Source organism: Psychromicrobium silvestre (assembly GCF_013408295.1).
In the GTDB taxonomy this organism is placed as follows: Bacteria; Actinomycetota; Actinomycetes; order Actinomycetales; family Micrococcaceae; genus Renibacterium; species Renibacterium silvestre.
On the sequence record NZ_JACBYQ010000002.1, the window covers coordinates 760,769 to 780,358 of the forward strand.

The following is a 19,590-nucleotide window of genomic DNA, read 5'->3' on the forward strand; positions in this document are numbered from 1 at the left end:
CCCTCAGAGTGCCACGGTACCAACCGAATCGCCTTGCCGGGCGTCGTTTGTCCCCGGAGTAGTCGAGTTTTTGATTCGTTCGGTCCAGTCATCCAGCAGCTCGGCTAGCCCGGGTGCATCGATCAGCTCGAAATCCGCGCCGCTGGACAGGACGGCGAAAGCGGCCCAATCCGCAGAGTAGGCGCTGATCCGCAGCTCGCAACTTGCCTCGGAACGCTCACTCAACTGAGCCCAATCGCCCAGCTTCTCCCGGACCGATTCGAGCGGAGCGTGCATCAGCAGGCGGTATTGCTGAGGTCCGCTGGCTAAGGAGTTCAAGGAGTTCTGTAGATAGCTGGCGGCGTCCTTGGCGGGCAGCTCGCGGGGTCGGAAACGCACGCCGGTATTGTGTGGCAGCCGTAGCCGGTCCAAGCGGAAGCTTCGCCAATCATGCCGGTCCAGGTCGTAAGCCACCAGATACCAGCGCTGGCCTAGTGAAACCAGCCGGTGTGGTTCTACCAGGCGTTCACTGTGCCCGCCCTGCTGGGCGGTATAGCTAAAGCTCAATCGCTCTTGGTCACGGCAGCTCTGCGCCACCGTAGTCAGCAACTCGGCATCCACCAGCGGCCCATTGGTAGTGGCTGGGACGGTAACCGCCCGCAGAGCCTCCACCCGACGTCGTAATTTACCCGGCATCACCTGGATCACCTTGGCCAGCGCGCTAATAGAGGCCTCTTCGATCCCGGTTACCGAGCCTTGTGCTGCCAGGCGTAAGCCGATGGCTAAGGCCACGGCTTCTTCATCGTCTACTACAAGCGGCGGAAGCGAGGCACCCGCCGCGAGCTGGTAACCGCCGGTGGAACCTCGGGTGGCCTGCACCGGGTAACCGAGCTCGCGGAGCCGGTCCACATCGCGACGGAGCGTACGCAACGAGACCTCAAGTTTTTCGGCAAGATCCTGACCCGGCCAGAAGCGGTGATGCTGTAGCAGGGAGAGCAGCCTAAGAGTCCGTGAACTGGTATTGGCCATGATGTCATTATGGGTTGTTTTTAGGTCAATAACAGGCCTAAAGGACCGGTCATTGACTTGGTGGAGGCGGATATCGTGGTGCGGGATGGGGAAGCACTTTCCACCTCCCGCACCACAATAGTTAATAGCCACGGTGCAGCCGATTGTGTCGCGTTTCCTGCTGATTCTTATCCCCGCGCCAAAGGTGCGAGGCCAAGGACAGTTCAGAGCGAGGGCTCATCCTTGGTAGAGAGGGTAATCACGGCTTCCTCGATATAACTCAAGTTCTCCAGTTCGCGTTCCAGTCTTCGCAGACTCGTGGCCACATCATCTTCTTGATGGTTTCCGACCAGATCCACGGCAGCGACCAAAAACAGCTTATTGGGGCCGACAAATTCGAGATGAATATAGCTGACCCGGTCTATTTCCGCCCGGCGTAGCAGCAACTCCACGGCAAGTTCTTCCACCTCGGCAGAGACCGATTGACCAACCAGAAAGCGTCGATTGCGATCAATCAGCACCACGGCAATCACGCCCAACAACAGCCCGACGGCGATGGAGCCGATGGCATCCGGCACCGGAGATCCGGTGAGCTGGTGCAAGAGGATGCCCAGAAAAGCGATTAGCAGACCGATCAGCGCGGCGGCATCCTCGGCAAAAACTGCACGCAGGGTGGGATTCGAGCTATTCGCCACATGCTCCAAGGTGCGCATCTGCATGACTTGCGCGGCCTTCCGGGCTTGCCTGAAAGCCTGGCTGAAAGAGATCCCTTCTAAAACGAAGGAGATGGCCAGCACGATATAGGCGATGAGGAAATCACCGGCCGGCTCGGGGTCGAATAAACCCTGGACCCCGTGCATGATGGAAACCACGGCACCGGCGGTGAACAGGCCAAAGGCCGCAAACATCGACCAGATATAAGCTTCCCGGCCATAGCCCATCGGATGCCTGGCATCACGAGGACGCTGCGATCGTCTGTCGGCGAAAAGCAGAAACACCTCGTTACCGGCATCCGCCCAGGAATGGGCAGCTTCGGCAACCATTGACGCCGATCCGGTAATCACCGCGGCCACCGATTTAGCAATGGCAATCAGCAGATTGGCGGCGAAAGCCAGAACCACCGTGAAAGTGCTCTCCGATCCCGGGGCGGCTCCCTGTTCGCCCTGCTGTTTCAAGGCCTTCCGCAGCGCTAGCCGCCGGGCGTCTTCCGTCATGGCTACACTTTAGCTCTGTTCCCAGGCGGCTCTCCAACGATTTTCGACCGAGCCAGTTAGCATGGGCAGATGGTGAACGCCGTATGGTCCAAGCCCGAATCGGAACGCGCAGGAACGCCCCTGCTGGTGATGTTGCACGGCTATGGCGCCGATGAACAGACCATGGTGAGGCACTTCGGCGCGATGCCCAGCGGCTTCACCTGTGTTGCCCTCCGGGGCGGTTTCGAAATGGATGAAAGCTACGGCTGGTTCCTGCTGGATTACTTCCTGAACAATGACTTCGCTCAAGTGATTGCCGCCGCCAATCAGGTCTATGCCTGGCTGGATACCGAGGCCGCAAAATACGGCTTCAGCAGCGTTAGCTTGCTAGGTCATTCCCAGGGTATGGCGATGGCCAGCACCTTACTGAGGCTGCGGCAGGAAGCCTTTACCGCCGTCGTCGGTCTCTCCGGTTTTGTACTGAACAGCGAATTGCTGACCGTACTGGAGCCGCTCGGAACCAAGGTGCCATTCTTCTGGGGACGTGACGTGGATGATCTGGTGATCAATCCGGATGCGGTGGACTACACCGAGGAATGGTTGCAGGAAAACACGGTGCTGAGTAAAGCTCAGTATTCCGGGATGGGACATGGCATCGGGGCGGCCGAACTAGTCGATGCCAGTTCCTTCCTTACCGTCCAGGTGCCGGGATCATTCAAGCCAAGCTAACTTGACTCGGCTAGCTAAAATCCAGTTGCTGGCAGCGGTCGCCTAAGCTGGGGGCATGGCGAAATCCGGTTCCCAGCAGAAACCTAACCGAGCCGTGAAGGTTGCAGCCGATGCTGCCTTTACCGCCGATGGGCAACCGCGCCCTGCGCTCCAGGCGCTACTGACCCGCGCGGTGGAGAGCCAGCGGCCGCTAGTGCAAGCCAATTTACGACGCTTGCGGCGAAAGTATCCAATGGCCAGCCCCGGTGAATTGGCGCTCAAATTGGATCGTGAATTCGTTAACACGGTCACCGGTTCGGGCGCTGCCATTGGTGCCACCGCGATCATCCCGGGTCTTGGCACGCTCGCCTCCCTGGGGATCTCCGCCGGAGCCACGGTGATGTTCTTGGAAGCTACCGCACTTTACGCCCTTTCCGTCGCCGAACTGCATGGGGTGCATTTGCAGGACCCGGAGCGGGCTCGCACCACGGTGATGGCGATCATGCTCGGCGAGGAGGGCACCTCCCTGATGCAGTCCTTCGCGGGCCATGCCCTGGGCAGAGGAGATACTCCGATGAAAACCTGGGGCTCGGCGCTGGGACGCAATATCCCCAGCAGCGCGGTCAAGGTGATTGGCGGGCAGATCCAGAAAAGGTTTATTAGCAGGCTCATGCTGCACCAGGGCAGTGCGATGGTGGGCCGAATGGTGCCCTTCGGTGTAGGCGCTGTGATTGGCGGAGCCGGAAACCTCATCATGGCGCGCTCGGTGGTCAAAGCCAGCAAAATAGCCTTCGGACCACCGCCCTACGGCTTCCTGGGTGAGCTCGCGCTACCGCCCGGCCCCCGACCCACACGGACAATCGAATGGCGCAAGCCGCTCAAGGCGATCTCCTCGAAAATGCCCTTCCAGAAGAAGACCGAAGATGCCTGAGCCCCGCGTCGATCTGAATAGTGATCTTGGCGAGTCCTTCGGGTCATGGACGATGGGCGACGACGAGGCCCTACTAGCCCTGGTCAGCAGCGCCAACGTCGCCTGCGGGTTCCATGCCGGAGATCCGTTGACCATGCTGCGCACTGCCCGGACCGCCGTCAAAAACGCCGTTGCCGTCGGAGCCCATCCGGCCTACCGCGACCTGGCGGGCTTTGGCCGCCGCTTCTTGGACCTGAACGCGGAAGAGCTCTACGGCGATGTGCTCTACCAGCTCGCCGCACTGGATGGGATTCTGCGCACGGCCGGTGCCGAGCTGGGCTATGTGAAACCGCACGGGGCGCTCTACAACCGGATCGCCGTGGATCCCGGCCAAGCCGCAGCCGTCTGCGCTGCGGTTGGCGACTTCCGCCCGGGTTTGCCGGTACTCGGCTTGCCAGGCTCGGCGATCGAAGCAGCTTGCCTGGAGGCCAAGGTGCCGTTCTTTCGGGAAGCATTCGTGGATCGGGGCTACCTTCCGGACGGCACCTTGGTGCCAAGGACCGCCGAAGGTGCCGTGCTGCATGACGCCGAGGCGATTGCCCAACGTGCGGTACGGATGGTGCTGGAAGGCGTGGTTGAAGCCGTCGATGGTTCGCTCGTCCAATTGCGTCCGGATTCGCTGTGCGTGCACGGGGATACCCCGGGGGCAGTCCAGATGGCGGCTGCAGTGCGGACCGCGCTCACCGAGGCAGGAGTGCGGGTTGAACGGTTCAGCTGAAGGCCGCAGCGACGGTTTGGCGCTACTGCCCTGCGGGGACAGTGCCGTGCTGGCCGAACTGGTCTCACTGGAAGCGGTTCTGGCTCTCTACCGGGCGCTCTCGGAGCCTCCTGTGGGAGTGATCGATGTGGTCCCGGCAGCCCGTACCATCCTGGTCACGTTCGATCCGCAGCAGGTTTCGCCGGCCAAGATCGAGGCTTGGATCGAAGCCGTTGAACCTCTTCCGGCCGCTGCCACTACGGACCGCGAGGTAGTGATCGACGTTCGTTATGAAGGTCCTGATCTAGCCGAGGTTGCACAGTACCTCTCGCTTTCCGTTACCGAGCTCATCGAGCTACACAGCTCCTCCGAATGGACTGCGGCCTTCACCGGCTTTGCTCCCGGGTTTGCCTATTTAGTCACCACTCATGAACGACTTCGGGTGCCCCGAAGGAACACGCCACGCACCTCAATTCCGGCCGGTTCGGTGGCGCTAGCCGGTGAATTCAGCGCCATCTATCCGACCAGTTCACCGGCCGGTTGGCAGTTGATCGGACAGACCTCCGCGCAGCTCTGGGATCCCGCGCGGGCTTCCGAGACCGGCTCGCCCGCACTGATCATGCCGGGTACCAGGGTGAGGTTCCGAGCAATATGAGCATTCGAATTATCGCCCCCGGTCCGCTGGCTTTGATCCAAGACCTGGGCCGTCCGGGTGCGGCGAGCCTTGGCTTGGGGCCAGGAGGTGCGTTGGATCGCCGCTCCTTACTGGCCGCGAACGCCTTGGTTGGGAACGCGCCGTCGTCCGCCGGGATAGAAATTCTGCTGGGCGGTTTCAGTGTCGAATTCCTGGAAGCCGGGCTGATTGCGGTCACCGGGGCGGCTGGTTTGCTGACGCTCGACGGCGGTCCGGTTGCCTTGAATACAGCCCTTCCGGTGCGTGCCGGGTCTCGGTTGTCGATAGCGGCGTCCTCCGCCGGGCTACGCTTCTATCTGGCAGTTTCCGGCGGAGTGCTCGCCGAGCCGCTGGCAGGTTCCCTTTCGCGTGATGTGCTGGCCGAGATGGGCCCTGCGGCGCTCGCAGCCGGGGATCTTCTGGAGATCGGCCAGAGTTCGTGGGCCGCAGCTAGCTCCGTGTTGTTTCGGGATCCTCCCCAGCCCGAGCAAGTGCTCTCTCTTCGGCTTAGCCGCGGACCGCGATTGGACTGGTTCGCTCCGGGATCCTGGGCAGCGCTGACCAGTCGGCAGTGGTCCGTTTCTGCGGACAGCAACCGGATCGGGGCGCGGCTGCTGGGTCAACCGCTCGAATTCGCTCGCTCGGAGCAATTGCCCAGCGAGGGCATGGTGACCGGAGCCTTGCAGGTACCGCCGTCCGGGCTGCCTACTATTTTTCTCGCCGATCATCCGGTCACCGGTGGCTACCCGGTGATTGCGGTGGTCCGGCGGGCTGATCTTGATCTGCTGGCTCAGGCCCGCCCGGGGCAGAAAATCAGGTTCCTGGGCTGAGTTTAGCCGAATGCCAGGGCGGCCACCGTGTAGATGGCCAGGCCAGCCAAGGCGCCCACCACGGTGCCGTTGATCCTGATGTATTGCAGATCCCGACCCACCTGAAGCTCAATCTTCCGGGAGGCTTCCTGGGCGTCCCAACGCTCCACGGTGTCGGTGATGATGGAGGCGATATCGTGCCGATAATTGCGCACCGCATAGGCAGCCACCTCAATGACCCAGCCATTGACCTTCTCGGCTAGTTCCTCCCCAGAAGCCAGCCGGGTGCCAAAGTCGCGGACCATCGAAACGAATTTCAGCCGCAGCGCGGAGTTCGGATCATCCGCTGCCGCGAGTAGGGCGTTCTTCACGGTTTCCCAGGTTTGGCCGGCCAATTCCCGTACCCGCGGGGAGTCCAGGATCTGTGCTTTTACCTCCTCAGCCCGCTGGATCATCGCTGGATCGTGTTGCAGATCCTCGGCAAGTTTCGCCAGGTATTCGTCCAGAGCACGGCGTACTTGGTGCTGCTGATCGGCTTGTACGGCCAGCACGAACTTGTGAACTTCCGTGTACACCCGGCCGCCCACCAGCTCATCCACGAAGCCCGGTACCCAGGAGGGGGAGCGTTCCGAAACGACGCGAGAGACCACCGAAGGGTTCGCTTCAACCCAGTCAACCGCTCGATCCACCAATAGGTCGACGAGCTTGCGGTGATGTCCGTTGGCGAAAACCTGCCCGGCCAGTCGGCCCAGCGGCGGCCCCCAGGGCGGGGCCAGTATGTACTGGCGAACCATGGACTCGATCACCTCACGGATGTCCTCATCCCGCAAGACCTCGAGCACACCTTTGATAGCGGCGGCTCCTTCGGTGGCAAGCCGCTGCGCGGATTCCTCCCGAGCCAGCCAACTGCCTAGCCGCTGCGCCACTCCCACCGAAGCGAGCTTCTCCCGGACGACTTCCTCGGAAAGGAAGTTGCTCTCCACGAACTCGCCGAGGCTTGCTCCGATGGCATCCTTACGGGTAGGGATAATCGCGGTGTGCGGAATTCGCAGCCCCATCGGATAACGGAATAACGCGGTTACGGCGAACCAGTCCGCCAGCGCGCCAACCATTGCTCCTTCGGCGGCGGCCCGCACATATTCCAGCCAGGGGTATTGCCTCTGCAGCCAGAAGGAGATTGCGAAGACGATTGCCGCCACGATCAGTAGTAAAAGGGCGATGGTTTTCATCCTGCGCAGTGCACTGCGTTTTTGTTCGTCCAGGTCCGGCTCCATAGCGTAAGCCTAATCTGCCGCCACCCCCCCCATCTCCACCCCCTCTCTCTACCCAGTTGTCCCACTGGGTGGGGCTGATGATGCAGAAGTGCAGGTTTTTCCGTCACACCGGTAACTCTGGTAACACCCAGTGGGACAACTGGTTAAGGTTTGGGAATAGGGTGAGAATATGACGCTTATTTATGCTCATCGGGGCTCCAGTGCGCGCTACGCCGAGCACACCCGGGCCGCTTACCTCCAAGCCATTGCTGACGGCGCCGACGGCGTCGAATGCGATGTGCATCTGACCGCAGATCGGCAGGTGGTGCTGCTTCACGATTCCACCCTGGACCGGACCTCCAACGGCACCGGAGCGGTGGCTGAGAAAACGCTGTCCGAACTTCGAGACTTGGATTTCAGCTCCTGGAAGGGAGTCGATGTACCGGACGAATACGGCAGTGGTTCGCAACAATTCCTCACTCTGGAAGAACTGCTGGACATCCTGCTTGCCGCCGGCCGGCCGATCGGCTTAGCCATCGAGTTCAAACACCCCAACCCTTTCGGAGATCAGCTCGAAGAGCTCACCGTGCAATTGCTACTCGCCAGGGGCTGGCTGCCGCAGAGCTCAAGCTTTGGAAACCTGAATATCTCCTTTATGAGCTTTGATCCGGACGCTATCCACTACCTGCGGCGCACGGTGCCTGCCCGGCAGCTATGCCAGCTGGTTACCGAGGTGAAAGTGGAAGATTTGGCAAAGGAACTGGGCTCACTTGCGGCCGGAGTGGCCGCTGGCGCCCTCAAACTGGCGCTCGCCGAGGGGCAGCGAATCCTGGACGAAGGCGAAGCGGAGATCGCCGGTCCGGGCATCGACTATCTACGAAGCCACACCGAACAAGCCCGTCAATGGCTCGGAGCGGGGCGCACCTTCCGGGTCTGGACCGTTGACGAAGCCGAAGATGCTCGGTTCTGCCTCGGCCTTGGGGTGCAAGAAATCACCACGAACAAACCGGCTGAAATCCGGGCTTTGCTCTGAGTTCTAAAAGTCCTCGCGTGTGACGTTGTGCAAACGCTTACATACATGATTAAGTGTGTGAATGGCATCGCGCATTGAAGACTACGCACTACTTTCGGATCTACATACCGGTCCTTTGGTCTCCCGGACCGGCAGCATCGATTGGCTGTGTTTCCCCCGATTCGATTCACCCTCGATTTTTGCCTCGCTGGTCGGCACGGAGGAGCACGGGCACTGGCTTGTTGCCCCCAAGGAGGAGAGCGCCGTCGTCGCCTCCCGACAGTACGTCGATAGCACCTTCGTGCTGCAGACCGAGTGGCTGACAGCCACTGGAACCGTGCGGGTCACCGACTTCATGCCGGTGGGCGGCCGCCGCGCTTCCATCGTGCGCCGGATCGAGGGCCTGAGCGGCACAGTCACCATGCGCCAGGTGTTGCGGATGCGCTTTGATTACGCTCGGGTGCTGCCGTGGGTCTCCCGGATCAAGGATGCTGAAGGCGCGACGGCGCTACTCGCCATTGCCGGGCCGGACGCCTTGGCCTTGCGTGGGCCTCACCTACCGCATTCGACCGATCACCGGCACTACGGCGAGTTCGACGTGCAAGCCGGTGAAAAGGTTGATTTCGAGCTGCTCTGGTACCCCTCGCACAGGGATATCCCGGAAGCCCTGGACGTGGATCGGACGCTCCAAGAAACCACCGATTATTGGCAGGGCTGGGCGGCGGATTGCTCTCAGGAGGGCAAGTACGCCAAGGAAGTCCGGCGTTCCTTGCTCGTTCTGCGCGCGCTGAGCCACGAGGACACTGGCGGCATCGTAGCGGCCGCGACCACCTCGCTCCCCGAGGACTTCGGTGGTGCTCGTAACTGGGACTATCGCTTTTGCTGGCTGCGGGACGCGGCGCTCACTCTGGAGGCAATGCTCACGCACGGCTACGCTCAGGAGGCGCTGACCTGGCGGAACTGGTTACTGCGTGCGGTGGCCGGGGACCCGGAGGACTTGCAGATCATGTACGGTCTGGGCGGTGAGCGTGAGCTGCCCGAGGCAGAACTCAGCCACCTGCCCGGCTACGAGAACTCTCAGCCAGTACGAATTGGCAACGGCGCGGTGCACCAATACCAAGCGGATGTGGTGGGCGAGGTGATGGTGGCGCTGGAGAAACTCCGAGCCATCGGAGGGGCCGAAGACCACTTCTCCTGGCCGCTGCAGCGAGCCTTGCTCGGCTTCGCCGAGCGCCATCTGGCTCAGAAGGACCAGGGGCTCTGGGAGATGCGAGGCGAATCGCATTACTTCACGCACTCCCGGGTGATGATGTGGGCAGCCTTCGAAGCCGGGGTTCGTGCCGTGCGCGATCACGGCCTCAGCGGGCCGGTTGAGCAATGGGAGCGGCTACGTGATCAACTACGTACCGAAATTCTCAGCCAGGGTTTCAACCAGGACCTCAATTCCTTCACCCAAACCTACGGTGGCATGACCACCGATGCTTCGCTCCTGGTACTCCCGCAGGTGGGGTTCCTCGACTATGACGACCCGATGATGCTGGGCACGGTGGCGCAGATTGAGCAGGAGCTGCTCGATAGCGACGGTTTGTTGTTGCGCTATCGCACCGAAACCGGACTGGACGGTCTGGAGCCGGGGGAGCACCCGTTCCTGGCCTGTTCCTTCTGGCTGGTTGGTCAGTACGCTCATAGCGGTCGTCTGGAGGAAGCTCACGACCTGATGGATCGGCTGGTCGGGCTGTGCAATGAGCTCGGGCTGCTCAGCGAGGAATACTCGATGGGCTTGGGCAGGATGGTTGGCAACTACCCGCAGGCTTTCTCTCACCTGACCCTGGTGGGGGCTGCCGATGCTCTGCAGACTGCTGCTCAGCGGGTGCGGGTCTGAGACTGGAGGCCCCAAACCTCAGGGCTGCGGGTCATCTGCTTCTCGTAGTGCAGATCGTGACGCTGAGTCGGTAGGAAGACGGCATCGCCCAGTAATTCGGCAAATCGCTTCCAGGCGGGGGTTCCCGCAGGGGTGGTTTCCACCGCGCCGAGCAGCATACCGAGGATTGACTGGACGTCTTCCAGGCCCAGGTCCGGGCGAATATCGCCCCGAGCCTGGGATTTCTGCAGCAGTTCGAACATGGAGTCGACCACCGGGGTAGCCATTTCGGCCAGGGTGTCCTGGCGGCTATGGATCGCCGTCATCATATTGGCTTCTCGGCTGGCCATTCCCAGCACGCCGTAGGTCACATAGATCAGTCCGCGGGTCGGGTTCGGGTCCTGTAGGGCCCGTCGTACCAGGGGCATGATGCGTACCCGGACCTGCCAACCTAGGACCGCCAGGATGAGTTCGTCCTTCTCGGCGAAGTTTCGGAACAGGGTGGCCACGCCCACACCAGCCTCTGCAGCGATGGCTTGTAATGGGACGTCGGGGCCGTATTTTCGGAAGCATAGCTGCGCTGCTGAAGTCAGCGACTCGATATTGCGGGCGGCGTCCGCTCGACGCGGGCGCTGCCGAGATGCATCCGGCATATGCCCAGTTTATCAAGCGCAAAATTGCCGGGTTCTGGGCTTTGTTTGGCTTTCGTGTGAGGATGAATCATGCGGCGCACGACGCCGTTGCTGCCGCCACCAAGGCTGTCCGGTACTGGGCCTGCCCAATAGGGCGGCAAGTATGTTTGTCGAGCTTGAAGGCGCAAGAGTGCCTAAAGGAGTTGAAATGATCGTAGCGTTTTCAGTAGCTCCGTCAGGTGCTCCGCCCAGCGGGGAGGCACCGAGCGATGCGTCCGTACATGACGCTGTCGCCGCGGCCGTCCGGGTCGTCCGGGAGTCAGGCTTGCCTAATCGGACGAGCTCGATGTTCACCGAGATTGAAGGCGACTGGGATTCGGTGATGGACGTTGTGAAACGGGCAACCGAGGCTGTTGGCGCTTATGGTTCCCGAGTATCACTCGTTCTCAAGGCGGATATTCGGCCAGGGTACTCCGGTGAGCTTGATGGGAAAATTCAACGCCTCGAATCGGCCTTGGCTAAGAACGGATAGCTCCTTCGTCGGTAACCCGCTCCCTTTGAACTCTTCAAGGTTGGGGCGAGTTTGCTTGGCGGGTTGGTTCTGAGTGCAAGGATCCTTACAATCTTATTGAACTCTTCAAGGTTCATGGCATTATCCTTGAAGAGTGGATATCAAGGCCTTTGAATCGTCCTCGGCGGGGAAGCTTGTCCCAATCTCGGGCAAGGACGTCAGGAGTGCGGAGTCTTGGTCTTACTTCGCCTATGTCCCGAATCCTCTCCCGGCAGAGGTATCACTGACACCTGAGGCACAAATCGCGCTCGGTGAAGCGGACAGGGCGCTTGGCGCCCTCAATGCTTACCTCACTTTAATCCCCGATCCGCAATGGCTGGTTCGCCCCACACTTTCGAAGGAAGCGGTTAGTACCTCAGCGCTGGAGGGAACTTTTGCCTCTCTTGAAGAGGTGCTAGAGGCGGACTACATAGACGAAAAGAAGTCGACGGCTCGGGTCCGCGAAGTTAGAAACTATTTGCGGGCAGCGGAACGATCTCTCGAGTCCCTGAAAACTCGACCGGTATGCCGAAGTGTCTTAGAAGAACTGCAGGCCATTCTGGTTGAAGGAACAAGGGGTGAGACCTATGATTCTGGTCAGTTACGGAAGCGTCAGGTTTTCATCGGAAACCATGGCCGCCCGATTTCTGAAGCTCGCTTCGTCCCGCCACCGCCAGGAAGGGTTCTTGAGGATGGATTTTCTGACTGGGAAAAGTGGGTCAACCTAGCGGACCGCGTTCCACTTTTGGTCCGCGTTGCCCTCGGTCACTATCAGTTCGAGACGCTCCACCCATTGGCGGACGGCAATGGTCGAATAGGTCGCCTGGTGATGACTCTGCAGCTTTTAGAGAGCCGGGTTTTAGATTACCCCGTTCTGAACATGGCCTCATGGCTCGAACCGCGGCGGGAGGAATACATTGGCCATCTGCTCAAAATGAGTCAAACCGGTGACTTCGATCTTTGGATCCGGTTCTTCATGAAGGGCGTCGCGGAACAGTCTCTAGCAACCACCAGGGCAATCCGTGAGCTACTTCAGCTAAGAGAATCGATGCAACAGCAACTTCGTGAGGTGAAAGACAAGAGCATTGCAACATCCGTTGCCGCAGACCTTATCGGAAGTCCAGTTTTCGATGTGAGCAGTATTGCGCGCCGCTATGACGTTTCGCATCAGGCCGCAAATAACGCTGTCAACAAATTGCTTAGGTTGGGACTAGTCGAGCAGATTGGTCAGCGGACCTATGGTCGTCTCTTCATCTGCAATAAGGCCATGCGAATCATGAATTCCTTCTAGTCCCCGAAAGGGAGCCGCGTTCAACTCATGCCTGTTGGCGCTTTCTCTCGGGGGGTGTTGCCCGAGGTGCTCCGCAGAAATGCTGTTAGGACTTCACCGTGTGGGTGTCGTTAGCCAATACCTGTGCGCGATCGAAGGCGATAGCGAGCAGCCCCTAATCCAAGCTGCATCACTCTGGTGCCAGGTTGCTAGCCGATCCTTCGCCGTAGAGCCTCACCCGCTGGCCTCCCGGAGACGATGAGTTCCAACGTCGCAGCGAGTTCCGCGCCGCCGGGTAGCAGGTCGATCTGCGCATACATGGCATCTTCGATGGAACGCGTCTGCTGTTCCTTAAGGCGACCTTCCGCGGTCAACGCGAGTTGCATCTTTCGGCGGTCGGCCGGATCAGGATTGCGCTCGACGAGTCCGGCTTGCACCAGGCGTTCCACGAGGCGGGACGGGTTGGTGCCGCTATCGCAGACGAGCATCAGCCCCACCCCTTTGATCGAGAGATCACCGTGATCTCCAAGTATTCGTAATACCTCCGACTGCTCCGGGGTGAGTCCGATGGCGCGAAGTGCTGCCGCTAGTTGCCGATTGCCCTCGCGCTGCGCAGCAAGAAGGAGATAACGGATTCGCTCTGCCTGCCTCATTTTTTCTGGCTCATTCCGTGACCGGCGATTCAGTTTGGGCGGCACCGAGTAGCCCGGCGGCGGCCGGGTCGTGTGCGGCGAGTACGACCAACCCCGGGTGCTGCACAGCGAGCTGGGTGACCTGTTCTGTCGATGCTTCGAGACCTGCCTTATCGCCGACACCGGGGACGTGGCCTTTTTCAAGAAGGGATACGTCGTAGGTCAGGTCGCCGACGAATAGCAGCGGGGTCATGCCGTCCTGTTTCGCCAGCATGGAGAGCGATCCAGGCGTGTGCCCCGGGGTTGGGATGATCGTGAGAGCGCCGTCGTCGAAAAGGTCAAGCTCTCCTTCGAGCGGCTTCCAACGAAGCCCAGGAATGAAGATGTGATTCGTGAGGTAACCACGTGTCTCGGGCCGTTTTTCCCGGGCACTAGCGATTTCGGCGGCACCGACGATGATCTCGGCGTGCGCTAGCTCTGCCAGACCGCCGATGTGATCTTGGTGAAGATGGGAGATCACCACCGTTTTCACATCGGCAATGTCGTAGCCGATCTTCGCCAGTTGTGCGCTGAGGGTTTCATCGGCCTTGATTGAGAACCGGGCAAGGCGTGAGTAGATCACTCCGATCAGTCCGCCGGGGAAGTAGTTCTTGTCCGTGACGGAAGCACGGTCCTGCCCGGTGTCAAAGAGCACCAGCCCCGATTCGTGTTCGATGACGTAAACATTGATCGGTCGTGGCGCCGTCCAACGGCGTGAGGTCATCAGCCACCAAAGCTCGGGTGCTCGGGTGCGCGCGACGTGCTCGGGGTGGATTTCTACGCTGCCGGTGCTTACAACGGAGACCCTTTTAATTGATTGCATGTTGCAACACTATATGTCATGACACGCAATTACAAAAGCGGCCGACTGCCGGAACCGGAGTGGACATTAGTAGAAGGCGTATCGGCCGAGGGCTAGGCTGGATGAATGGTTGAACATCTGAGCCGCCCGGAGTGGCTGGAGGTTGAAGAATTCCTCAATCGCACCCTGATCAAGGCCGATCCGGCGCTTGACGCCGCTATATCCACGGCGCAGGCCGCCGGTATGCCAGCCATTGAGGTGGCTCCCACCGCGGGCAAGTTCTTGATGCTACTGGCGCGGATCTCGGGCGCTCGGCGGGTGCTGGAAATCGGTACCTTGGCGGGCTATTCAAGTATTTGGCTGGCTCGGGGATTGCCGGAGGACGGCACCGTGATCAGTTGCGAATTTCTACCCGAGCATGCCGCCGTCGCCCGGAAAAACATCGATAACGCCGGAGTCGGGAACAAAGTAGAAGTCCGGGTAGGTGCCGCCTTGGACACGCTGGTCAATTTGCAGGGCCCCTTCGACCTGGTGTTCATCGATGCCGATAAGGGCAACAACGTTAATTATTTGAAGCGAGCGCTGGAACTGAGCCGGCCCGGCACCGTGATCGTGGTGGACAACGTGGTCTGGGAGGGTGCCTTCCTGGCTCCGGAGGCCGAAGGGGATGCACTGGCGATCCGGCAGACCCTCGAATTCCTGGGCAACTCGGAGAGCTTGGAAGCCACCGCCGTGCAGACCGCGAGTTCCAAAGGCTGGGACGGCTTTGCCGTAGCGGTGGTCAAATGAGCCCCAAGATGACGGCCGCTGCTCGGATGACCACAGCATGGTGAAAGCAGCGGAGCCAAAGCCAGTCCCCGGCGAATACTCGATTGATACCGGCTTAGCCGAGCTGGAACCGGAACCCGGAAATCCAGATAGTTGGTTGCTGAAGATCAATGGCATGCAGTCTTCGCATATTGATTTAGCCGATCCACTCCGGCTGGAGTTCGAGTACATGCGATGGATCGTCAGTCTGATCGAGGATCGCTGGTCTCAGAGCAGCCGTGTGCGGGCGCTGCATTTGGGTGGCGGAGCCTGCTCGGTGGCTCGCTACTTGGTGGCCAAGTTTCCGGATTCCCGCAATACCGTGGTGGAAATCGATGCTGCCCTGGCGAACTACGTCCGTGAATGGTTTGGCTTGCCCAAGGCACCGCTTTTGAAGATCCGGGTGGGGGAGGCCCGGGAAGTGACCACGGCGCTCAGTGCCGGTAGCCGGGACGTGATCATTCGAGACGTCTTCTCCGGTCGGTTTACTCCAGGCCCACTGCTCACCGAAGAGTTCGTCGCCGAGGTCAAAAGGGTGCTTTCCACAGACGGGATCTACTTGTTGAATTGCGGGGATGCGCCTTCGCTCGCAAATGCCAGGCGAGAGGCAGCCACCGTTGCAGCGGCCTTCGCACACACCGCCATCATCGCCGATCCGCCGATGCTCAAGGGCAGGCGATTTGGCAATATCGTGCTGGCCGGCAGCGATGCGCCCTTGGCGACCGGTGCAGGCCTACCCCGGGCATTGCTCGCCGGTGCCATGCCAGCCACGCTCTGGGACGATGCCCAAGTCCGAGCTTTTGCCCGCAGCCATCAACCCTTCAAAGATCAGTAAGCGCGAGTTCGCTTGTCGCTCTCGTATTCGCCCGTTAAAACAGGCGAATACGTGACTAGGAAGCGAACTCGCGGGGAAAGAGAGGAAAGCATGAACGCATTGCCGCTTGAGGGCCGCCGCGCCCTGGTGACCGGTGGAGCCGGAGGGATCGGGGCCGCCGTCGTCCGCGAACTGGCCGGAATGGGCGCCCGGGTGACCATCGCTGACCTCAGCCCCGCAGAGGAGCTGGCTCAGGAGGTGGGTGGCGAAGCCTGGCAACTGGACCTGAGTGACACCGCAGCGCTAGAAGCGCTGAGCCTGGATTGCGACATCCTGGTGAACAACGCCGGGATTCAGCGGGTTGCCCCCATCGAGGAGTATGAGCCCGCGATGTTCCGCAAGATCCATACCCTGATGCTGGAGGCTCCTTTCCTGCTGATCCGAGCGGCCCTGCCGCATATGTATGCCCAGGGTTGGGGCCGGATCATCAATCTCTCCTCGGTACACGGATTGCGCGCCTCGGCCTTCAAGAGTGCCTACGTCGCCGCCAAACACGGGCTCGAAGGACTCTCCAAGGTGACCGCTCTTGAGGGTGGACCGCACGGGGTGACCAGCAATTGCGTCAACCCTGGTTACGTGCGGACGCCGCTCGTCGAGGCACAAATCCTTGATCAGGCGGCGGCACACGGGATTGATGAATCCGAGGTGCTGGCGAAGGTAATGCTCACCGAAAGCGCGATCAAGCGTTTGGTCGAGCCCGCGGAAGTTGCCTCCTTGGTGGGATGGCTAGCCGGCCCCACGGCGAGCATGGTGACCGGAGCCAGCTACACGATCGACGGCGGTTGGTCGGCTAAGTAACCCGACCGCAGCCGAAGATCCACCGGCCGATCCGCCCGGACCGGGTCCTGAGACCCGGTCCCGCAGACCTGGCGGATATTCAGTTGTTTGATTCGGCTTAGAGAGCAGCCCCCCGACGACGCCGGATCACCAGGAGTAGCACGGCACCTAGGATGAGCAGTGCGGCCGCCCCGGCGAGCAACATCGTGATGCCAGTGGCTCCGGTGTAGGCGAGTGAACTCGCCGAGATAACCGTTCCGGCTGGGATAACCGACATTCCTGGAGCGTTGGACCCGCTCATTCCATTGTTTCCGGGAGTAACGCCTGGGTTGCTTCCCGGGTTCGTGCCTGGGTTGCTTCCCGGGTTGGTTCCGGGGTTAGTACCTGGATTCGTGCCCGGGTTTGTCCCCGGATCGGTGCCGGGATCGGTGCCGGGATCGGTGCCAGGATCCGTGCCAGGATCCTGCACCGTGGATCCCGTTGTGGTGCTATCGCCGATGACGCTAATGGCATTCCCCGCGATGGTAATCGGCAGGCTCGGAGCCAAGCCGATTTGGGTGCCACCTAGTAAACCTCCGCCGGTCGTGCTGTTCTGGCTGCCTGGGCCGGCTGCGCGATTCGTGACGGTGGAGTTGGTGCTGGTGGAATCACCGAGGCCGCTGACTGCGGTGCCGGCTAGGGTCACAGGTGCGCTGGGTGCTAGGCCGATCTGGCTGGAGTTAGCCACCCCGCCTGCGCTGGTGCTGTTTTGATTGCCGGTGCCAGCCAGGGTGCCCGCACCGTTAGTAACGGCTGAATTGGTGCTCCTGGAGTTACCGATGACGCTGACTGCGTTACCGGCCAGAGCCACCGGTGCGCTGGGGTTGAGCGAGGCCTGAGTGCCATTGCCAATTCCACCTGCGCTGGTACTGCTTTGGCTGCTGGTGCCGGCTGGAGTGCCGGTCCCGTTGTTCACGGTGGAACCCGTGCTGCTTGAATTACCAAGACCGCTGACGGCATTTCCGGCCAGAGCCACCGGCGCACTGGGCGCTAACCCGAGTTGAGTGCTGTTTCCCGCTCCCCCCGCACTACTGCTGGTCTGGCTGCTGCTAGCCGCGGGAGTAGTGACGCCTGCTGATCCGGTGGTTACCTTGGAGCCGGTACCCGTCGAATTGCCAACGCCACTAATGGAATTCCCGGAAACCGTGACCGGTGCCGAAAGATTCAGCAGCGCTTGACTGCCGTTGCCAGCCCCCGATCCCGTGGTGGTCGTTTGTTTGGCGCTATTGGCAGGAGCCGTGGCCACGTTAGAGCCGGTGCTCTTGGAATTACCGATACCGCTGATCGAGTTTCCAGAAACTGTGACCGGGACCGACAAGTTCACAATGGCTTGGCTTCCGCCCAATAGGCCGGAACCGGTGTGGCTGGTCTGTGTGGACGAGCTCGGCGGCGGAGCGCTTCCGGTGCTGGGTGGTTCTGCGGCGTTTGCGGCCGCTGCACCGAGGACGACGACGCCTCCGGCAAAGAGGGATCCCCAAAGGGCCCTGCGTAAATAGGTATGCATGATAATTCTCCTGACTGACTAAAAAGTGTGAATAACACTGGAAAGGGAAGTTGTCCCAGCTTTAGCTGAGGAACAACGCGATTCCGATTAGTCAGGCGAGGAACCTGGATCATGAGCCAAGGCGCTCGGGGCATGCTGGCTAGGCAAGCCAACTAGCCCGGAGAGTTCATTGGCAGGAAGCTTGAAGACGCCGGACAGCACGGCCAGGGCTCCGTTAGGGGAGCCAGCTGAACCAGAGGTGCCGCCGGTGGAACTTGTGGATGGCGCGGGCGGTGATGGGAGCCCGGGCGAGGGTGCGACGGGGGATCCAGGGGGTGCTGCACCACCGGAGGGAGCCGTCGAGGTCGCCGGCTCGGGGACGTTTAGCGCGGCAAAGGCCAGTAGATCACCCAGCCCGGCTGTATTCGCCAAACCGTCTGCCTCCCCTCCGGGAGGGCTCGCCGCGTTTTGGGAGGTACCAGCATTTCCCTGAACTTTAGCCGCTTTGCCAGCTTCGGTGGTTTGAGCGCCGGAAACGGCTGCCGGTAGAGGCAGGACGCCGGGAAGCTGCGAAGGTACGGTGCCAATGCCCGGTGATGAACCGATTCCCGGTAGCGGGCCGATTCCCGGAAGGTCGCCAATACCAGGCACCGTGGTCCCCGGTAAGCCGGTCCCCGGCAAGCTGATAACCGGAGTCAAGTGGTCCAGCACGGAATCCACAGCGTCGACTACCGGAGGTACAGCAACTCCCACAACGGGCAGCTGGGAGGCGGGCGGTTCAACGGCCTTGACAGTTTGGTGCACCTGGCCGGTTACGGTGGTGACGGTCCCGTTGACAATCGGCTGAGCCGCGGTGGCCACTGGTGTAACCACAGCGACCACCGGAGTCAGAACCTCGTTAACGGTTTGCTTGACCGGAGCCAAGAGCTCGGGGATGCTCGGAGCGCTCACCGGAAGGCTGAGCTTCGGTGCCACGGCCTGAACGCTGGACTGCACGGTTTGTTTAACGAGGCCGACGACGTTGGGCAGCTTCGGTGTGCTGGTGACCGGAGCTGCCGGTGCCGATGTGCTCGGTGCAAGTTGGGCTGTAGTAGCTGGCAGCGCTGAGGTCACGGGTGAAAGTATGCTGCCGAGTGTTCCTACGGTTCCTTTGACCAGCTTGCCGGTGGAGTTAAGGAGGCTGGCTCCGGGTCGCTGCTGGCCGCCGTCGGAAACATTGCTGCTGGTTCCCGGGATTGTTGACGCGGTGGCAGATTGCGCACCGAGTACGCCTAGCAGGAGGGCCGCGGAGCCGGCCAAGCCGGTAAGGATGGTGAGCCGAAGAATCTTTTGCGCCCGCCGACGGGGCATGATCTGGGCGCTATCGAAGGTGACTTGCTCGCCTGTCTCGAACTCCCCAGTACTCACGATGCAACCCACCCCCTTGCGTGACTTACCCACTCTTTTTCAGAGTAGATCCCGCAAAGAGCAGAGTCCAGGCTTCGGAAAATTTCTAGCCGACTGGCTAAGCCAAGTGGCTAGA

The 19,590-nt window shown here is 60.9% G+C and carries 20 protein-coding genes; 12 read left to right on the forward strand and 8 right to left on the reverse strand.

Features of this window, described 5'->3' with window-relative positions; all coding sequences use genetic code 11:
- Positions 1 to 3 precede the first annotated feature (3 nt).
- Together FHU41_RS11580 and FHU41_RS11585 are read right to left on the reverse strand one after the other, a co-directional pair.
- Positions 4 to 1,008 (reverse strand): helix-turn-helix transcriptional regulator, encoded by a 1,005-nt coding sequence (locus FHU41_RS11580; RefSeq protein ID WP_179389808.1) that lies wholly within the window; start codon positions 1,006 to 1,008, stop codon positions 4 to 6.
- A 203-nt stretch (positions 1,009 to 1,211) separates the two neighbouring features.
- On the reverse strand, positions 1,212 to 2,201 hold the full coding sequence (locus tag FHU41_RS11585; RefSeq protein ID WP_179389809.1) for a cation diffusion facilitator family transporter: 990 nt from the start codon (positions 2,199 to 2,201) through the stop codon (positions 1,212 to 1,214).
- A 69-nt stretch (positions 2,202 to 2,270) separates the two neighbouring features.
- Between FHU41_RS11585 and FHU41_RS11590 the strand changes: the two genes are divergently transcribed.
- The 5 genes from FHU41_RS11590 to FHU41_RS11610 are packed head-to-tail and all read left to right on the forward strand — an operon-like array spanning position 2,271 to position 6,058.
- Complete coding sequence (locus FHU41_RS11590) at positions 2,271 to 2,909, forward strand: alpha/beta hydrolase (protein ID WP_179389810.1); 639 nt, start codon at positions 2,271 to 2,273, stop codon at positions 2,907 to 2,909.
- Positions 2,910 to 2,964: 55 nt separating this feature from the next.
- On the forward strand, positions 2,965 to 3,819 hold the full coding sequence (locus FHU41_RS11595) for a hypothetical protein (RefSeq protein WP_179389811.1): 855 nt from the start codon (positions 2,965 to 2,967) through the stop codon (positions 3,817 to 3,819).
- Positions 3,812 to 4,576: a LamB/YcsF family protein gene (locus tag FHU41_RS11600; RefSeq protein ID WP_179389812.1), complete on the forward strand. Its 765-nt coding sequence runs from the start codon at positions 3,812 to 3,814 to the stop codon at positions 4,574 to 4,576. Before FHU41_RS11595 ends, FHU41_RS11600 begins: the two co-directional genes overlap by 8 nt.
- On the forward strand, positions 4,560 to 5,210 hold the full coding sequence (locus FHU41_RS11605; protein ID WP_246279603.1) for a 5-oxoprolinase subunit B family protein: 651 nt from the start codon (positions 4,560 to 4,562) through the stop codon (positions 5,208 to 5,210). Before FHU41_RS11600 ends, FHU41_RS11605 begins: the two co-directional genes overlap by 17 nt.
- Positions 5,207 to 6,058 carry a 5-oxoprolinase subunit C family protein gene (locus tag FHU41_RS11610; protein WP_179389813.1) on the forward strand — a complete coding sequence of 284 codons (852 nt, stop codon included), beginning with the start codon at positions 5,207 to 5,209 and terminating at the stop codon, positions 6,056 to 6,058. The genes FHU41_RS11605 and FHU41_RS11610 overlap by 4 nt, the downstream gene beginning before the upstream one ends.
- Positions 6,059 to 6,060: 2 nt before the next feature.
- On the opposite strand, the gene FHU41_RS11615 is transcribed toward FHU41_RS11610, so the two are convergent.
- A complete protein-coding gene (locus FHU41_RS11615; protein WP_179389814.1) occupies positions 6,061 to 7,311 on the reverse strand; it encodes a DUF445 domain-containing protein in 1,251 nt (416 codons plus the stop codon).
- Between the two features lie 169 nt (positions 7,312 to 7,480).
- Here FHU41_RS11615 and FHU41_RS11620 point away from each other — a divergent pair, with 169 nt between their 5' ends.
- On the forward strand, positions 7,481 to 8,323 hold the full coding sequence (locus FHU41_RS11620) for a glycerophosphodiester phosphodiesterase (RefSeq protein WP_179389815.1): 843 nt from the start codon (positions 7,481 to 7,483) through the stop codon (positions 8,321 to 8,323).
- Positions 8,324 to 8,384: 61 nt separating this feature from the next.
- Positions 8,385 to 10,184, forward strand: coding sequence for a glycoside hydrolase family 15 protein (locus FHU41_RS11625; protein ID WP_179389816.1), 1,800 nt, complete (start codon positions 8,385 to 8,387; stop codon positions 10,182 to 10,184).
- On the opposite strand, the gene FHU41_RS11630 is transcribed toward FHU41_RS11625, so the two are convergent.
- Positions 10,166 to 10,816, reverse strand: coding sequence for a TetR/AcrR family transcriptional regulator (locus tag FHU41_RS11630; protein ID WP_179389817.1), 651 nt, complete (start codon positions 10,814 to 10,816; stop codon positions 10,166 to 10,168). The genes FHU41_RS11625 and FHU41_RS11630 overlap by 19 nt on opposite strands.
- 187 nt (positions 10,817 to 11,003) lie before the next feature.
- Here FHU41_RS11630 and FHU41_RS11635 point away from each other — a divergent pair, with 187 nt between their 5' ends.
- The gene (locus tag FHU41_RS11635) at positions 11,004 to 11,327 is read left to right on the forward strand and encodes a thiamine-binding protein (protein ID WP_179389818.1); all 324 of its coding nucleotides are present in this window, start codon (positions 11,004 to 11,006) and stop codon (positions 11,325 to 11,327) included.
- A gap of 133 nt (positions 11,328 to 11,460) precedes the next feature.
- Complete coding sequence (locus FHU41_RS11640; protein ID WP_218847209.1) at positions 11,461 to 12,636, forward strand: Fic/DOC family N-terminal domain-containing protein; 1,176 nt, start codon at positions 11,461 to 11,463, stop codon at positions 12,634 to 12,636.
- Positions 12,637 to 12,824: 188 nt separating this feature from the next.
- Here FHU41_RS11640 and FHU41_RS11645 read toward each other — a convergent pair whose 3' ends face one another.
- Together FHU41_RS11645 and FHU41_RS11650 are read right to left on the reverse strand one after the other, a co-directional pair.
- Positions 12,825 to 13,268 (reverse strand): MarR family winged helix-turn-helix transcriptional regulator, encoded by a 444-nt coding sequence (locus FHU41_RS11645; RefSeq protein ID WP_179389819.1) that lies wholly within the window; start codon positions 13,266 to 13,268, stop codon positions 12,825 to 12,827.
- A 10-nt stretch (positions 13,269 to 13,278) separates the two neighbouring features.
- Positions 13,279 to 14,109 carry an N-acyl homoserine lactonase family protein gene (locus FHU41_RS11650; RefSeq protein ID WP_179389820.1) on the reverse strand — a complete coding sequence of 277 codons (831 nt, stop codon included), beginning with the start codon at positions 14,107 to 14,109 and terminating at the stop codon, positions 13,279 to 13,281.
- A 105-nt stretch (positions 14,110 to 14,214) separates the two neighbouring features.
- Here FHU41_RS11650 and FHU41_RS11655 point away from each other — a divergent pair, with 105 nt between their 5' ends.
- The 3 genes from FHU41_RS11655 to FHU41_RS11665 all read left to right on the forward strand — a co-directional run bounded on the left by FHU41_RS11655 (position 14,215) and on the right by FHU41_RS11665 (position 16,567).
- Positions 14,215 to 14,877, forward strand: coding sequence for an O-methyltransferase (locus FHU41_RS11655; RefSeq protein ID WP_179389821.1), 663 nt, complete (start codon positions 14,215 to 14,217; stop codon positions 14,875 to 14,877).
- Positions 14,878 to 14,914: 37 nt separating this feature from the next.
- A complete protein-coding gene (locus tag FHU41_RS11660) occupies positions 14,915 to 15,730 on the forward strand; it encodes a spermidine synthase (protein WP_179389822.1) in 816 nt (271 codons plus the stop codon).
- A 90-nt stretch (positions 15,731 to 15,820) separates the two neighbouring features.
- A complete protein-coding gene (locus tag FHU41_RS11665; RefSeq protein ID WP_179389823.1) occupies positions 15,821 to 16,567 on the forward strand; it encodes a 3-hydroxybutyrate dehydrogenase in 747 nt (248 codons plus the stop codon).
- A gap of 97 nt (positions 16,568 to 16,664) precedes the next feature.
- Here FHU41_RS11665 and FHU41_RS11670 read toward each other — a convergent pair whose 3' ends face one another.
- Together FHU41_RS11670 and FHU41_RS11675 are read right to left on the reverse strand one after the other, a co-directional pair.
- Positions 16,665 to 18,089, reverse strand: a complete 1,425-nt coding sequence (locus FHU41_RS11670) for a beta strand repeat-containing protein (protein WP_179389824.1) — start codon at positions 18,087 to 18,089, stop codon at positions 16,665 to 16,667.
- Between the two features lie 87 nt (positions 18,090 to 18,176).
- Positions 18,177 to 19,475, reverse strand: coding sequence for a hypothetical protein (locus FHU41_RS11675; RefSeq protein ID WP_179389825.1), 1,299 nt, complete (start codon positions 19,473 to 19,475; stop codon positions 18,177 to 18,179).
- Positions 19,476 to 19,590 lie beyond the last annotated feature (115 nt).